This is a genomic window from Mediterraneibacter gnavus ATCC 29149, from assembly GCF_008121495.1.
Classification (GTDB): domain Bacteria; phylum Bacillota; class Clostridia; order Lachnospirales; family Lachnospiraceae; genus Mediterraneibacter; species Mediterraneibacter gnavus.
Window position 1 is genome coordinate 2,419,263 of sequence record NZ_CP043051.1, and the last position, 16,528, is coordinate 2,435,790.

At 44.8% G+C, this 16,528-nt stretch carries 15 protein-coding genes and 1 riboswitch; of the genes, 14 read left to right on the forward strand and 1 reads right to left on the reverse strand.

The window, feature by feature from the left end; all coding sequences use genetic code 11:
• Nucleotides 1–47 precede the first annotated feature (47 nt).
• The 4 genes from lon (at nt 48) to thiC (ending at nt 5,714) form a co-directional block, all read left to right on the forward strand.
• Complete coding sequence (gene lon, locus FXV78_RS11985) at nt 48–2,342, forward strand: endopeptidase La (RefSeq protein WP_243250508.1); 2,295 nt, start codon at nt 48–50, stop codon at nt 2,340–2,342.
• A 3-nt stretch (nt 2,343–2,345) separates the two neighbouring features.
• On the forward strand, nt 2,346–2,966 hold the full coding sequence (yihA, locus tag FXV78_RS11990) for a ribosome biogenesis GTP-binding protein YihA/YsxC (RefSeq protein ID WP_004844541.1): 621 nt from the start codon (nt 2,346–2,348) through the stop codon (nt 2,964–2,966).
• Between the two features lie 54 nt (nt 2,967–3,020).
• Nucleotides 3,021–4,178, forward strand: coding sequence for a sporulation integral membrane protein YtvI (gene ytvI / locus FXV78_RS11995; protein ID WP_004844540.1), 1,158 nt, complete (start codon nt 3,021–3,023; stop codon nt 4,176–4,178).
• A 32-nt stretch (nt 4,179–4,210) separates the two neighbouring features.
• A riboswitch (TPP riboswitch) is annotated at nt 4,211–4,320 on the forward strand.
• Nucleotides 4,321–4,409: 89 nt separating this feature from the next.
• Nucleotides 4,410–5,714 carry a phosphomethylpyrimidine synthase ThiC gene (thiC, locus tag FXV78_RS12000; RefSeq protein WP_009245232.1) on the forward strand — a complete coding sequence of 435 codons (1,305 nt, stop codon included), beginning with the start codon at nt 4,410–4,412 and terminating at the stop codon, nt 5,712–5,714.
• Nucleotides 5,715–5,792: 78 nt separating this feature from the next.
• Here thiC and FXV78_RS12005 read toward each other — a convergent pair whose 3' ends face one another.
• Nucleotides 5,793–7,355 carry a nitrite/sulfite reductase gene (locus tag FXV78_RS12005; protein WP_004844538.1) on the reverse strand — a complete coding sequence of 521 codons (1,563 nt, stop codon included), beginning with the start codon at nt 7,353–7,355 and terminating at the stop codon, nt 5,793–5,795.
• A 203-nt stretch (nt 7,356–7,558) separates the two neighbouring features.
• Between FXV78_RS12005 and FXV78_RS12010 the strand changes: the two genes are divergently transcribed.
• From FXV78_RS12010 to FXV78_RS12055, 10 genes are all read left to right on the forward strand, one after another.
• The gene (locus FXV78_RS12010; protein WP_004844537.1) at nt 7,559–8,239 is read left to right on the forward strand and encodes a response regulator transcription factor; all 681 of its coding nucleotides are present in this window, start codon (nt 7,559–7,561) and stop codon (nt 8,237–8,239) included.
• A gap of 4 nt (nt 8,240–8,243) precedes the next feature.
• Nucleotides 8,244–9,161, forward strand: a complete 918-nt coding sequence (locus FXV78_RS12015; protein ID WP_004844536.1) for a sensor histidine kinase — start codon at nt 8,244–8,246, stop codon at nt 9,159–9,161.
• A 95-nt stretch (nt 9,162–9,256) separates the two neighbouring features.
• Nucleotides 9,257–9,961 carry an ABC transporter ATP-binding protein gene (locus FXV78_RS12020; RefSeq protein ID WP_004844535.1) on the forward strand — a complete coding sequence of 235 codons (705 nt, stop codon included), beginning with the start codon at nt 9,257–9,259 and terminating at the stop codon, nt 9,959–9,961.
• On the forward strand, nt 9,961–12,651 hold the full coding sequence (locus FXV78_RS12025) for an ABC transporter permease (RefSeq protein ID WP_004844534.1): 2,691 nt from the start codon (nt 9,961–9,963) through the stop codon (nt 12,649–12,651). The genes FXV78_RS12020 and FXV78_RS12025 overlap by 1 nt, the downstream gene beginning before the upstream one ends.
• Nucleotides 12,652–12,666: 15 nt before the next feature.
• Complete coding sequence (locus FXV78_RS12030; RefSeq protein WP_004844533.1) at nt 12,667–13,557, forward strand: hypothetical protein; 891 nt, start codon at nt 12,667–12,669, stop codon at nt 13,555–13,557.
• 143 nt (nt 13,558–13,700) lie between these two features.
• Nucleotides 13,701–14,195, forward strand: coding sequence for a DUF2798 domain-containing protein (locus tag FXV78_RS12035; RefSeq protein ID WP_004844532.1), 495 nt, complete (start codon nt 13,701–13,703; stop codon nt 14,193–14,195).
• Between the two features lie 34 nt (nt 14,196–14,229).
• A complete protein-coding gene (locus FXV78_RS12040; protein ID WP_009245230.1) occupies nt 14,230–14,511 on the forward strand; it encodes a GNAT family N-acetyltransferase in 282 nt (93 codons plus the stop codon).
• 122 nt (nt 14,512–14,633) lie between these two features.
• Entirely contained in the window at nt 14,634–15,005 is a 372-nt protein-coding gene (locus FXV78_RS12045) for a GntR family transcriptional regulator (RefSeq protein WP_004844529.1), read from the forward strand.
• Nucleotides 15,006–15,008: 3 nt separating this feature from the next.
• Nucleotides 15,009–15,860: an ABC transporter ATP-binding protein gene (locus FXV78_RS12050; protein ID WP_004844528.1), complete on the forward strand. Its 852-nt coding sequence runs from the start codon at nt 15,009–15,011 to the stop codon at nt 15,858–15,860.
• On the forward strand, nt 15,857–16,513 hold the full coding sequence (locus tag FXV78_RS12055; protein WP_004844527.1) for an ABC-2 transporter permease: 657 nt from the start codon (nt 15,857–15,859) through the stop codon (nt 16,511–16,513). The genes FXV78_RS12050 and FXV78_RS12055 overlap by 4 nt, the downstream gene beginning before the upstream one ends.
• Nucleotides 16,514–16,528 lie beyond the last annotated feature (15 nt).

Consider the following 16,528-nt stretch of genomic DNA (forward strand, 5'->3'; position numbering starts at 1 on the left):
GAGAAATAAAAAGCCTTCCGATGGTAGCTCTGCGTGGAATGACTATCATGCCGGAAATGGTAGTACATTTTGATGTGAGCAGAGAAAAATCAATCGCAGCGATTCAGGAAGCCATGGCGGGAGACCAGAAGATTTTTCTTGTGGCACAAAAATCAATAGAAACAGACGACCCTACACAGGAAGATGTTTACGAGGTGGGAACTGTTGGAACGATCAAACAGATCATGAAGCTTCCAAAGCATATCGTCCGGGTACTTGTTTCAGGAGAAACAAGAGGAATCTTAAAACAGCTTCAGCAGGATACGCCGTATCTGCGGGCAGAGGTCGAGGTGATCGATGAGTCCGATCTTGTCATTCAGGATGATCTAAATGGAGAGGCAATGGCAAGGAGTCTTAAAGATACTTTTCTGGACTATGCCGCTCGCAACGGAAAAATGTCAAAAGAAGCAGTGGCAGAGATTTTGGAGATCAAAAGCCTGAAAAAGCTGGTGGATGAGATTGCTGCAAACACGCCTTTTTATTATGTTGATCAACAGGAAATCCTCGGAAAAGTGGATTTTTGGGAGAGATATGAGACATTGGCGTTTAAGCTGGTCAACGAAGTGCAGATCATGGATATCAAAGATGAACTGCAGCAAAAGGTGAAGGAACGTGTGGATAAGCATCAGAAAGAATACATTCTTCGGGAGCAGCTGAAGCTGATCCGGGAGGAGTTGGGGGATGATTCTACATTGTCCGATGCGGAAGAATTTGAAAAAGCAGCAAAGAATCTGAAAGCGCCAAAAGAAGTGAACGAAAAGCTGAAAAAAGAAATCAGCAGATTTAAAAGCTCACTGAACAGTCCGGCAGAAAGCGGTGTGATACGGACCTATATTGAAACATTGCTTGAGATGCCGTGGGATAAAGCCGGGAAGGACAATCAGGATATCAAATATGCAGAGGAAGTGCTGGAAGCAGATCATTATGGTCTGGAACAGGTCAAAGAACGAATTCTGGAATTTCTGGCAGTACGTTCTCTGACGAAAAAAGGGGAGAGCCCGATCCTGTGTCTGGTGGGACCGCCGGGAACAGGAAAAACATCGATCGCCAGATCTCTTGCAAAGGCACTGAAGAAGCCGTATGTAAGGATTTCACTTGGCGGAGTGCGGGATGAGGCAGAAATCCGGGGACACAGAAAAACATATGTAGGAGCAATGCCCGGACGCATCGCAAATGGAATTCGTCAGGCAGGTGTCAAGAATCCGTTGATGCTTCTGGATGAAATTGATAAAGTCAGCACAGACTATAAGGGAGATACGTTCTCTGCGCTTCTGGAAGTACTGGACAGTGAACAGAATTACAAATTCCGTGATCATTATCTGGAAGTTCCGCTGGATTTGTCGGAAGTGCTGTTTATTGCCACTGCAAATTCACTGCAGACGATTCCGCGTCCGCTTCTGGATCGTATGGAAGTGATCGAGGTGACCAGCTACACAGAGAATGAGAAGCTGCATATTGCGACAGAGCATTTGATCCCAAAACAGCTGGAGAAAAATGGTCTGAAGAAAGAACAGCTGAAAATAAGCAAAAATGCAGTCTGGAAGATTGCATCCAACTATACAAAAGAAGCGGGAGTACGTCAGCTGGAGAGAGAAATCGGCAATATTTGCAGAAAAGCAGCAAAAGAAATACTTACAACCGGGAAAAAGAGTGTTACAATTACAGAGAAGAATCTGTTCAAATATCTGGGAAAAGAGAAGTTTACGTATCAGATGGCAAATGCAGCGGATGAGATCGGGATTGTGCGTGGACTGGCATGGACAAGTGTGGGTGGGGATACCCTCCAGATCGAAGTGAATGTGATGCCTGGAAAAGGAGAGATCATGCTCACAGGTCAGCTTGGAGATGTGATGAAAGAATCGGCACGGACCGGGATCAGCTATATCCGTTCTGTCAGCAGAGATTATCAGATTGCGGATGACTTTTTTGAAAAACATGATATCCATGTACATATTCCGGAGGGTGCAGTGCCCAAAGACGGTCCGTCAGCCGGAATCACCATGGCAACTGCAATGCTTTCTGCGATCACAGAACAAAAGGTGCGTGCAGATATTGCCATGACAGGAGAAGTGACTCTGCGCGGACGTGTACTGCCGATTGGAGGATTAAAGGAAAAGCTTCTGGCTGCGAAAAATGCCGGGATAAAAACAGTTCTTGTTCCCAAAAAGAATCTGGCAGATGTAGAAGAGCTTTCTCAGGAAATCACAAAAGGACTCGAGATCCTGCCTGTAGAGCATATGGAGGAAGTGCTGAAGGCAGCATTTGTGTCAGAAGATCAGGATAAAATATCCGGAGGGGAGTAAACTATGGTAATAAAGAATATCAATCTGGAAACTGTTTGTGGAATTACAAGTAAATTGCCGGAAAATGAAAAACCGGAGATTGCGTTTGCGGGGAAATCCAATGTGGGTAAGTCATCCCTGATCAATGCGCTGATGAACCGAAAATCGTATGCCCGGATCTCTGCCACACCGGGAAAGACACAGACGATTAATTTTTATAATATCAACGAGGAACTTTATCTGGTGGATCTGCCGGGATACGGATATGCGAAGGTTTCCGAAAAAGAAAAGATCCAGTGGGGAAATCTGATCGAGCGGTATCTGCATACATCAAAACAGTTGAAAGCAGTCTTTCTTCTGATCGACATCCGGCATGACCCTTCGGCAAATGACAAGATGATGTATCAGTGGATCGTCGATCAGGGATTTCAGCCGATCATCATTGCTACAAAGCTGGATAAATTAAAACGCAGTCAGGTGCAGAAGCATGTGAAGATGTTAAAAACAGGTCTGAATCTGCTTCCGGGAACAAAAGTAATCCCGTTTTCTTCGGTTACAAAGCAGGGAAGAGACGAAATCTGGGATCTGGCTGAGCGGGAATATCTGTTTCCGGAAAGATTTTTGGAGGATGAAACGAAAGAATAATTTCGGAGAATGATAGAGTAAACAGGAAAAGCACGATGCGGGAAGGAGATTTTTATGGAGCGAAAGAGACCTTACTGGCAAGTGGCGGTAAGTCTTATGTTCAGTATACTGGCAACGGCTGCGTTTATTATCCTGGGCGTAAAAGCAATCGGATTTCTCATGCCGTTCGTTGTGGGCTGGATCATTTCTGCCATTGCGACACCTCTGGTGAACTGGCTGGAAAAGCGATTGAAGATCGTAAAGAAGCTGGGAACAGCAATGATTGTTATCATGGTCATTGGGCTGATCGTTTTAGTGGGATATTTTGCAGTCAGCAGGATTGCAGCGGAAGTGACAGATCTGATTCAGAACTTTCCGGATATTTATGCACAGCTGGAAGAGGGGATGCGTGAGATTGGAAATACCTTATCCGGTGCGTTCAGCAGGCTTCCCCGGGGAGTGCAGAATGGGTGGACAACGATAGTGGAGAATCTGGATACTTATATGGGGAATCTTGTTTCGAAAATCAGCGAGCCGACGGTGACGGCTGCGGGAAATTTTGCAAAAAGACTTCCGTCCTATCTGATTTCTTTCATTGTTGCGATACTGGCAGCTTACTTTTTTACAATCCAGAGAGAAGAAGTGATCGCATGGTTTCATAAAATCGCACCGCCGTCTGTGGAAAAGAGGATGATCCTGGTGATGGATAATCTGAAATATGCAGTAGGCGGATATTTCAAGGCGCAGTTTAAGATCATGGGTGTTGTTTTTTTGATCCTGTTTGCCGGATTTCTTGTGCTTGGAATTCATTATGCGGTTTTGGTTGCATTTTTGATTTCATTTTTGGATTTTCTGCCATTTTTTGGAACGGGAACTGCGTTGATCCAATGGGCAATTTACTCCGTATTTATCGGTGAATATAAAATTACAGCCGGTCTGGTGATCATCTATGCAGTTTCCCAGGTAGTGCGTCAGCTTTTGCAGCCAAAGCTGGTAGGTGACAGCATGGGAATGAATCCGCTGGTGACACTGCTGCTTTTATATGTGGGATATAAGATCAAGGGAGTCTTTGGTATGATTCTGGCAGTTCCGTTGGGACTGGTATTGATCAATATGTGTCAGGCCGGTGCATTTGATTATATTCTGGATGACGTGAAGATTCTGGTTGAAGGGATACTGGGACTTCGCGAAGAGCTTCCTCAAGGGCAAAAAGAAAATTCAGATAACACTTGATTCCAAGAATGAGAGTGTTTATAATATCAACAGAAACAAAAAAGGGGTGCTTGCAGAAAGCAGGCTGAGAGAAAGCTGGATCGCTTAAAACCCGTAACCTGATTTGGATAATGCCAACGTAGGGATATACAGAGAAAGTGATAGGATCTGAGAAGAAAAATTGCTGCTGTAATGCGTTTGCGTTGCAGCAGCTTTTTGCATACTCCGCGGCGGGCATGGAAAGGAATGCATATGAGAAACTATACAACACAGATGGAAGCAGCGAGAAAACAGATTGTGACAAAAGAACTGGAGATCGTGGCACAAAAAGAACATATGACGACCGAAGAGCTGATGCCGCTGGTGGCAGAAGGAAAGGTTGTCATCTGTGCCAACAAAAATCACACCTGTATTGATCCGGAAGGAATCGGTTCGATGCTGCGTACAAAGATCAATGTAAATCTGGGAGTTTCAAGAGACTGTAAAGATTACGATGTGGAGATGCAGAAGGTGATGCAGGCAGTTGAGATGGGCGCACATGCCATCATGGATCTGTCTTCTCATGGAAATACAATTCCATTTCGAAGAAAGCTGACCAGTGAGTGTCCGGCGCTGATCGGTACTGTTCCAATCTATGATTCCGTGATCCACTATCAAAGGGATCTGGATACGCTGACTGCCAGAGATTTTATCGATGTGGTCCGTCTTCACGCACAGGATGGAGTGGATTTTGTGACACTGCACTGTGGCATTACGCGTAAAACAATCGAGCAGATTCGGCAGCATAAGCGAAAAATGAACATCGTATCCAGAGGTGGTTCTCTTGTATTTGCGTGGATGTGTATGACAGGGGAAGAAAATCCATTTTATGAATATTATGATGAGATTCTGGATATTTGTCGGGAATATGATGTGACGGTTTCACTCGGTGACGCATGCAGACCAGGATGTCTTGCAGATGCAACGGACGTCTGCCAGATCGAGGAGCTGGTGCGTCTGGGCGAACTGACCAGGCGGGCATGGGAGAAGGATGTTCAGGTGATGGTGGAAGGTCCGGGACATATGCCTCTGGATCAGATCGAGGCAAATATGAAAGTGCAGCAGTCCATTTGTCAGGGAGCGCCGTTTTATGTATTGGGACCACTTGTGACAGATATTGCTCCGGGATATGACCATATTACTTCTGCGATTGGCGGAGCCGTGGCAGCATCGGCAGGAGCGGCATTTTTGTGCTATGTGACACCGGCAGAGCATCTGGCTCTTCCGAATCTGGAAGATGTAAAACAGGGAATCATGGCGTCTAAGATTGCGGCACATGCGGCAGATATTGCAAAAGGAGTGCGGGGAGCAAGACAGGCAGATGACAGGATGGCACAAGCCAGAAGAAATCTGGACTGGGAAGCACAGTGGGAGTGTGCCATGGATCCGGAGACGGCAAAACGGATCTGGAATGAGAGAAAGCCTGAACATGAGGATACTTGTTCCATGTGCGGAAAATTCTGTGCGGTGCGAAGTATGAACAAGGCACTTGCAGGCGAACATATTGATATTTTATAGAAACAGAATAATCAGAAAAACCAGGCAGGATATGTTCCCGTAAAAAGGAAGGCATCCTGCCTGGTTTTTATTTTGAAGCTATTGTGTCTTCTCTGCGTATTCAGCAGCAAGTGTATCAAATTCTTCTGCGTGAGTCGGATACCAGACGTCAAAGGTACTGTCTGCTGCGGCAATTCGTTTTCCGAGAGCTGCGAAAAATTCCGGGATTACAGTCTCCAGAAGAACACCTTTTTCGATGCCCAGATGTGCTCCAGGTTCTTCGCTGTCTCCGTTTACAAATAATTTGAATGCAGGTTCCATTTTTCCATCCACCCGTTTGGAGTGTCCGACAAGACCGATACTTCCCGCCTGATGGCTTCCGCAGCTGGAAGGACATCCGGAAATATGGATACATGGAAGGACTCTGTCGGCGAACTGTTCCTTGCGGACCCGCTGAATGCAGGACTCTAACAGTGCATAGGAATTGCGCAGTCCGTGTTGGCAGATTGGAACGCCAATGCAGCTGACACTGCTTTCAAATAAAGAAGCAGCTCCGTCTTTTGTGGCTTCTAACACAGCAGGTACTTCTTTTGCAGTCAGATTGATGATATACAAGGTGCCGTCCGGTGAGATCCGAAGCTCGGTTTCCGGCATCTCTTTGATCACGGCATACAGTTCAGACGGTTTTTGAGGTGCAAGCCGTCCGCCCAGCGGATGATAAGAAACCGTGTACAGGCCGTTCTGTTTCTGTGGGAGTACCCGTTTTTCTGTCAGAAGTGCTTCGGACAGAGTGCCGTCAGCAGATTTGGAAATCGGATGGACTGGTTCTACAGGCCATGGAGTCATTTCTTTTTGCGCGTCTTCCACAAACTGGAGGAAATAGTTCCGGATTTTTTCTTCGCCAAGGGTATCCTGCAGATAGCGGGTTCTGGATTTTGCGCGGGACTCATAATTGCCGTATGTGGTAAAGAGACGGATCATGGCATGGACGTAAAGGGAAACCTCGTTTGGATCTGCATTGTCTGTAATATGAACACCAAGCTTTGGATTTGGTCCAAGTCCGCCGGCACAGTAAACGGAAAATGTCCCGTTTTCTTTGGCTACAAATCCAAGGTCACGGAATGTGGCATGAACTTCATTCGCCGGGGTATTGGAAAAACCGACTTTCAGTTTTCTGGGCATGTGAAGTCCCGGCATCTTGGTCAGGAGATATTCTCCGGCAGCCTTTGCATAAGGAAACACATCAAATGTCTCATCCACAGCGGTACCAGTCAGAGGACTTGCCATGACATTACGCGGGTTGTCGCCTCCGCCGCCGTGTGTGATGATGCCGACTTTTAAGGCATCACGAACAAGCTGCGGAACAGAGTCTGCAGACAAATCGTGAAACTGGATGGTCTGGCAGGTAGTCAGTTTGAGCAGAGGAATCTGATGTTCAGAAATTTTGTCTGCAAGGAATTTTAATTTCTCTTTTGTAATATGACCGCCCGGAAGACGAAGACGCAGCATATATCCTTGTTCCTTCTGTGCATAGCTTCCAAAGCCTCCGGAGATGCCTTTGAAGGTCTGGCGGTCAATCTCTCCATTTTCGAAAGCATGTATGTTTTCATCAAATCTTGTGATATTATCTTCAAATTGCTGTAATAAATCTTTTGAAAGCATGGTAAATGCTCCTTTCTTTTTGATGGGTTTAGAAACTCTGTACTAAGTATAATAAACGGGGAAAGAGAGTACAAGGGGAATTTGGAGATTGGTCTTGATTTTCTTTACGGATATTTAAATTTGGAACAGTAACGAGAATAAAGATAGATTTCCACACTCCCTGTTGTTATAATAAAGACAAAACGAAAACAGGGGAAATAGACATGGATACAATTTTGATCATAGAGGATGACGCAGATCTCAGGGAAGGGCTGGAGTATACATTGAGTGGGGAAGGCTATCAGATCCTGACAGCGGAAAATGCAGAAAGAGGACGAAAGCTATGGAAGACATCTTCCTGCGATCTGATTCTGTTAGACTGTAATCTTCCGGATGGAAATGGCTTTTCGCTGTGCAGTGAGATTCGGAAAAGCAGTGATGTGTTCATTCTGATGCTGACGGCAAGGGATACGGAACTGGATGAGGTGAAAGCACTGGAAATGGGAGTGGATGATTATATGTCAAAACCATTTTCTATCGCGGTGCTGAAAGCGCGGATCAAAAAGCTGCTCTCCAGAAAGAGTGAAAAACAGTGGATCAGCTCCAATGGAATCCGTCTGGACAAAAGCAGCTGTCAGGTGATCTGCAAGGAAGAAGTGCTGGAGCTGAGTAAGATCGAGTACAAACTGCTTTTGTATTTTCTGGAAAATCCGGGACAGATATTGTCAAAGGAACAGATTTTAGAGCGGATCTGGGACAAAGACGGAAAGTTTGTGGATGAGAATACCGTTTCCGTCAATATTCGGAGACTTCGCAGAAAGATCGAGGCAGATCCGCAGAATCCGCAGTGGATCCAGACGGTTCACGGACTTGGATATATCTGGAGAGAAGAGGAGAAACGATAAAGGTATGGAATCGATCATAACAGGAATTCTATCAGCAGGATGTGTGTCCGGTGTTTTGTTTGGGATGTATGAGTATCGCAGGCGGAAAAAACTATACCGGGAGACAGATCGGATGCTGGAATCTATTCTGGAGGGAGATCCGATCCTTGTTTCGGATCTGAAGGAAGGCGAAGTGTCAGCTCTTTCCGGGAAAATCCGCAAAATCCAGGAAATGCAGGAGATGTCTGTATCTCAGGCAGAAGAGGAAAAAGAGCAGGTGAAAAGTCTGATCTCCAATATGTCTCATCAGCTGAAAACACCGCTTGCCAATATCCGGATGTACGAAGAAATCTTGAGGGAAGAAAACCAGGACGCGGAGACAAGAGAAAAGTTTCTGGCAAAAATGCAGACGCAGAGTGAAAAACTGGAATGGATCTTAAATTCTCTGTTTAAAATGGTGAAGCTGGAACAGAATGTCATGGTCTTTGAGGTTTCGATGTGCCCGATTCGAAAGACCATTCTGGATGCGGTGAATCTGGTGTATGAAAAGGCTGCCAGGAAACAGATTCCGATCAAAACAGGGTATATCCCGGATCTGTTTCTTTATCACAATGCAAAGTGGACGTCAGAAGTGTTTGCAAATCTGTTGGAAAACGCAGTGAAATATACCAGTGAGGGCGGAGCAATTCAGATTGATCTTAAGCAGTATGAAATGTACGCAGAAATCCGGATCACAGATACAGGAATCGGAATCCGAAAAGAAGAGATGCCGCGGATTTTTCAGAGATTCTATCGGAGTAAAGATGTAGAAAATCTGGAAGGAAGCGGGATCGGTCTTTATTTGTCCAGGCTGATCGCGGAGAAGGAAAAGGGATACATTCAGGTGGAATCTGTCTATGGAAAGGGAAGCTGCTTTTCGGTATTTCTGCGGATGGAAAAATGACAATTTTGTAAGAACTTTCTTTTCTGCTGTAGGATTTTTGTAAGATGGGGCTGTTACACTGATGGTATCAAAGAGAAAAGGAGAACTGGAAGAGAATGAAGATTTTAGAAGTACAGCATGTGGTGAAAACATATGGTTCCCATCAAAATCAGGTAACGGCACTTTCCGATGTCAGCTTTGCTGCAGAACAGGGAGAATTTATTGCAATCGTAGGAACGAGCGGTTCCGGAAAAAGTACATTGTTGAATCTGCTTGGAGGTCTGGATGTTCCGACAGAAGGAAAGATCAGCATCAGGGGGCATGATATCGGAAGTCTGACCAGAAAGGAACAGACGATTTTTAGGAGACGCAATATTGGATTTGTGTTTCAGAATTACAGTCTGATGCCGGTGCTCAATGTGTATGACAATGTGGCGCTTCCGGTCACCTTTGACAAAGGAAGTCATGTAGATCGTGAGCATATCAGGGAATTATTAAATGAGCTGGGATTGTGGGAGAAACGGAAACGGTATCCGAGTGAGCTATCCGGCGGTCAGCAGCAGAGAGTTGCAATTGCAAGAGCGCTTGCAAACAAACCTGCCCTTCTGCTCGCAGACGAACCGACCGGGAATCTGGATTCCAAAACTGCCGTGGAGGTAATCGGCCTGTTAAAAGCCAGCAGTCAGAAATACCATCAGACGGTGCTGATGGTGACACACAATGAAGCGTTGGCACAGACCTGTGACCGGATTATCCGGATTGAGGACGGCAGGCTGTATCAGAGAGAAGACGCATTCTACGGGGAAGGCGGTGAGCTGTAATGAAGCAGATCATACGTCTTGCATGGTCCTATCTGAAATATTATAGAAAACAGACGATGGCTCTGTTTCTGGGGATTGTTTTGTCCTGTGCTCTGTTTACCGGAATCGGTTCACTTCAAAAGAGCGGAAATCATGCAGCAAGAGAAAATGCCCGCACAAAATCCGGAGACTGGCACTATACGATGCGCTGTGACACAGACTGGTTTGAGGAGTTTGAGAAAACGTATCAGCCGGGAGAAAAAGAGCAGGGTTACTGCGTGGAAAAAACCGGTGTGCTGACGATGCGCAAAGTGACAGAGGAGCCTTATGAGATCGAGCTGGATTACGCAGAAGAAGGCTATCTTTCCATGATGGGAAGAACAGTGAAAGAGGGCAGGTATCCGGAAGAGGAAGGAGAAGCGGCGCTGGATGAATTTACACTTCGGAATCTGGATATTCCGCGTAAGATCAGCACGACATTTACATTGGATGGAGAAACATTTACGTTGTGCGGAATTGTGTCAGAGCAGCCTTCCGCTCTTACGCAGCGGATGCAGGTATTTGTGAACCCGACACTGGACTATGGAACAAACGGAACATTCCTGTATGTGAAATTTGATGAGTCCAAAGATAGTTACGGACAGATGAGCGCATTTGCAGATACATTTGGAATTTCCGAAAAGGAAATTGCGGCAAACTGGGAGCTGCTGGAATGGCTGAAAAACGGAAACCGCATCAATGCGGCAGAAGCAGTGAAGACCGGGATCCTCCACTGGAAGGAAGCGGGATTGCCTTATATCTGGGGGAATCTGGACGACAAGTGGAATCTGAAGGATAAAGCGGTACTGGCAGCGATAGGAGTATTCGGAACATTTGTGATCTACAGTCTGTTTCAGGTATCGGTACGGAAAAGGATGTCACAGTACAGTGTGATGCAGACACTGGGGATGGAGTCAAAGCGTACGTTTGGGGTGCTGACAAGCGAGCTGTGGATGATCTTTGCAGTGGCTTATCCGGTTGGATGTGTTCTCGGAAACGCAGCAGCATGGGGGATTTATCAGAAAATCGGCAGTATTTTTGTACGGACAAAGGGAATTCAGCATACGAATAAGTACGTCGCAGCAGAGGCGGCCAGAGAGGCTGCACAGGCAGGACGTGCACAGGCGGGCGCGTTTCAGGTTTCAGGAGAGGCGATTTTATTTGGAGCAATCTTTCTGCTGTGCCTGCTTACACTTGTAAGTTTGATTTTAGTGAGGCGGATGGAAACGCTGACACTGCGGGAAATGATAACAAAAGAAGGCGAAGCACAGACAAAGAGACGTAAGATCTACAGTCTGAAACGAAAGGATCTGACGGGTGTCCTGACAAAGAAGTTTATGTTTTCGAGAAAGAAAACTTTTATCGGAATTATATTGTCTCTGTCTGTGGGAAGTGTTCTTTTTTTAGGGACTGCCTATCTGACAGAAAATGCAAAGGTCAACAATGAACTGACATTCAAGGCAGATGACGGACTTGGTTCGGATATTCAGGTGTATGAAGATTCAGATTCACTGTCCAGTCTGATTCCAAAGGTATGTGCAGAGCAGATGGAAAAGATAAGCGGATTGGAGTCTGTCAGACCGGTGCGGTATATGGCGGGAGAGCTTACGATGTCAGATGATGTTTTTCACTGGCCGGAGTATTATATGGGCAGTGAGAATCCGGAGGAAAACATTCTGGATGCAGATTCGGATATGGAGGAAAAATTCAATGGAAGACTGGTGAGAAAAGCAAACGGAGAATATGGATTAAAGGTCAATATCTACGGATATGATGACAGGATGTTAAATGAGTTGAATGATTATCTTCTGGAGGGAGAAATCGATCCGGAGAAAATGCGGGAAGAGGATACAGTGATACTGGCGACGCTGATGGACGGACAGGGAAACTATGATGGAATCAGTGTGTCTCCCGGAGATGCGCTTTCAGTCAGGATACCGAAGACTGCCCAGACAGAATTACTGAAATTTCAGGGGGAAGACTCGCTGTATCAGAATTCGGATCTTCAAGTCCAGGCAGTTGTCAGCAGAACACTGGCAAGAGTGGATCAGTTTTACGGGGATGGAGCAGCCAGCATTATTATGACAAATGAACAGATGAAGAAATATTTTGGCATCGAAGGATACCGGACCATCAGCATTGCATTGAAAGAACATGCGGATGCGGTCGCAGTGACAGATGAGATCCGTAAGGTTGTTTCCGGAGTATCCGACTGTGTCGTCAAGGATTATACGGAACAGATCAAGGTGCAGAACTTTTATCTGAATCAGAAAATGCTGTTCTTCTATGGCATTGCTTTTGTCCTTCTGGTGATCAGCCTTCTGCATATTATGAACAGTATGCAGTATCTGGTGGCAGCCAGAAAGCATGAATTCGGGATTTTAAGGGCGATGGGGATCACGGATTCCGGTTTTCGGATCATGCTGCTCAAAGAAGGGCTGCGGTATGGAGTATATTCCAGTATTGTGATGATCGCACTTTATCTGGCGGTACAAAAAATGTTATACTATTTTATGACACATGTATTTTTGTATCTGCATCCAAAATCAGGTATTCAGATTGTGCCGATTCTGATCATGATCCTGGTGAACCTGGCAATCTGTGCAGCGGCAGTGGTGATTTCCGGACAGTCTGTGCTGAAAGAACAGGTGGTAGATGTGATACGGGAGTAGACAGGAGGAAAACACATGACACATGTCTTTGAAGGAGAATTTGTACATCAGAATCTGGGGAGAATCAGGAAGGAGTTTCGTGTTGATCAGATGTGCGAGTGGGAAACACGAAAAGCAGCAGTCAGAGGACTCTTTTTTTGTGAGCATGGAATTGTGATCGATACTTGCGAGGAGCTTGATCATCTGGGTGAACAGGCGATGCAATATTTAAACATTACGTTGAGAGAAAAAGATACACAGGTCATCCCCTTTTGTGCAGACGGAACGTATTGGGTGCCGGTGGAAGCGGGGGAAGCAAAGGATGTGCGGGCTGAAAAGTGGATGGAATATTATCAGTGTGATCAGGAACGATTCTGGAAGTTTCAAAGATATTTCTATGAATGGACAGGAGAAATTCCGAAGAGGTTAGAGTTAAGTGTGAAGCCGGAAAAAACGCGGTACGAAGGAACGTCTTTTGCAGTCAAAGCGGGGGCCGTCGATCAGAAAGTGGAAGTCATGCATCCGGTGACAAAAGAACACTATGAACTGAATATAAAAGAATCCGTTGATGAGAGGATCGAGGTTCCGGATATGGAAGGGCTGAAATTTCCGGAGCATGTTTTGAAGATTACGTATGAAATTGCACCACAGCCAAAGGATGATTTTTATCTGCAGGATTGTGAAGAAGGGGACACCGTTTGGACGACTGCACATGGTAAAAGATCGGTATCTGTGATCGGCGGTCAGTCTGGTCCCACATCTATTTTTCTGGCGGGGACGATAGAGCCCAGTGATCAGGTGGCGTATTCATCCCCTCATTTTCATCCGGTGAAAGAAACAACCTGGAAACCGGTATTTTACAGGCAGGAGCTTGAAGAAAAATATCTGAGCATCAGGTTGGATAAATCGTGTTTGAAACAGTGGTAAAATTTCCTAAAAAATGACAGTCCTTTTCTTACGATACAGTCAAAACGACAAAATGAAAAAAGAAACTTACGAAGAGAAAAAAATATCTTTATAATAAGCGAATGTAGCAACAATGAAAAAGAAGGTAAGAAAAGGAGAAAAATATGCCAAAGCATAAGAGAGAAAGTTTGATTTATACGGTAATGATGTGTTTCGTGATGGTACTATGGATGAGTGTTTACAACGTGACGCTGCATATGGGGCAATTCGGTGTGGAGACTTTAAAGGAAGCATGGCTCGGCTTTCCAGTGGCTTATATTTTTGCGATGGTGTTTGACTGGTTTGTCGTATCAGGTCCGGCGAAAGCATTCGCATTCCGGTTTCTGGTTAAACCGGACAGCAGTGTGCTTCAAAAGGCGATCGCTGTTTCCGGCTGTATGGTAATTCCGATGGTGATCATTATGTCATTTTACGGAGGTGTGGAAGCCTGCATAAAAAGCGGAGAATGGGGAAGCTTACTTCTGATCTGGCTGACCAATATTCCAAAGAATTTTATTATGGCACTTCCATTTCAGCTGTTAATCGCCGGTCCGTTGGTAAGAAAAGTATTTCGAACCGCATTTCCGGAGGGAACCGTACTTTTAAAAGCAAATATCTGAATGTAAGCAATATCCCATGAAACAAGAGAAAGTTATGGAAAATATATATGTATTTGACGATGGAGTGATCAGAGGATTCATTGAGATGAACGGGACACAACTGAGTAAAATATATGTGGATTCATTTTTTCAGAGTCAGGGAGTTGGTGATGCACTGATCCGATATGCGACAGAAGAATTTGGTGCAGACAATTTATGGGCATTGGAAAAGAATAAAAGAGCAATTTCGTTTTATCAAAATCATGGATTTCAAGTGACAGGTAGGAAAAGACTGGAAGAAAATACAACGGAATATCTTGTAAAATTAGAAAGATAAGTTTTGGACAGAAGCAGAAGGCGAAATGCCTTCTCTTTTTTAAATGAAAAAAATAAACAGTATATAACAGTTGACAACAGATGCAAACTGTTATATACTGTTTATAAATAAAGGAGGCACATATGAAAATTATAATCAACAGTTCATCGATGGTACCGATCTATGAACAGATCGTAGACCAGGTCAAGGCACAGATTATAAGCGGCGAGCTGAAAGAAGATGACAATCTGCCGTCTGTCCGGACCTTGTCAAAAGAATTGAGGATCAGCGCACTGACTGTAAAAAAAGCATATGATTCTCTGGAACAGGAAGGATTTACGGTTACCATACACGGAAAGGGCACCTATGTGGCTGCCGCCAACAAAGAGATGATGATGGAAGAGTATCGCCGGGAGGTGGAAGAAGAGCTGACCGAGGTGATACGCAAAGCAAAAAGATACGGCCTGTCGGAAGAGGATATCCGGGAGATGCTGGAGCTGATATTGGAGGGATAGCATATGCTGAAGTTAGAACAGGTAAAGAAGCAGTATAAAAATTTTACACTGGACTGCTCACTGGAAGTCAGACCGGGATGTATTACCGGACTGATCGGACAGAATGGAGCCGGGAAGTCCACGACATTTAAAGCGGCTCTGGGACTGATCCATACAGATGGAGGGAACATTGAGATGCTGGGAAAGCCGGAGAGAGAGCTGAAAGAAAGTGACAGACAGCAATTGGGAGTCGTACTTTCTGATGCAGGTTTCAGTGAGTATCTGCAGGTAAAAGATGTGATCGCTGTAATGAAGTCCATGTATCCGAATTTTGAAAAGGACTGTTTTATTTCCAGATGTGAGCAGTTTCAAATTCCTCTGGATAAGAAGATCAAAGAGTTTTCCACCGGAATGAAGGCAAAACTTAAGGTACTTCTTGCATTATCTCATGATGCGAAGTTCCTGATCATGGATGAACCGACAGCCGGACTGGATGTGGCAGCAAGAGAAGATGTCCTGGATCTTTTGCGAGAATATATGGAGGAAAAAGAAGAGCGTGCGATTTTGATCAGTTCCCATATTTCCAGCGATTTGGAAGGGCTGTGTGATGATCTGTATATGATCCATAATGGAAAGATCGTGCTGCATGAGGAGACGGATGTATTGCTTGGCGAATACGCGGTATTAAAAGTGGATGAAGAGCAGTATCAGACTCTGGATAAACAGTATATTCTCAGCAGAAAGAAGGAAGCTTTCGGATATCAGCTTCTGACGAATCAGAAGCAGTTTTATCTGGAAAATTATCCGAAGGTCGTGGTGGAAAACGGAACGATTGATGAAGCAATTTTGATGATGATCAAGGGGGAAAGCGTATGAAAGGGATGTTGATAAAAGATTTTTGTATTCTGAAGCTGCAGAAGAATGCAGTGCTGGTACTTCTGGCAATGTGTGTGGTATTCACAGTTTTCATGAAAAGTCCTACTTATATTGTCAATCTGTTTCCGATGTATGGCTTTCTTCTTGTATTGGGAACACTTACATATGATGAATTTGACAGAGGATATTCATTTTTGTTTACACTTCCTGTATCGAGGCGGGGATATGTGAAAGAAAAGTATGTGTTTGGCTTACTTTTCTGTGGAGGAATATGGATCCTGTCTGTTCTGATCAGTCTTATCTATGTTTGGATTACAAAAGAGATTCCGATCGATGATGCACTTATGGTGAATTATGCAGTATCAATCATACTCGTTCTTGTATTTATGGGGACTTCCATTCCGGTACAGTTAAAGTACGGAAATGAAAAAGGAAGGCTGGCAGTTGTTGCAATTGGAGTTGGAGGATTTGCAGTGATTGTCGGTGGAATTCAGCTTGGAAAAGTTTTTGATATTGAGATGACAGCGGCTTTGCAAAGGGTCGAAAAGATGGGGGCAGGTACAGTCAGTGTGATCGGTTGTATTGTATCCGTGATTCTTATCGTAATTTCTTATAAAATCAGTGTGCGTATCATGGAGAAAAAGGAGTTTTAGCCAGAATCAAGGGAG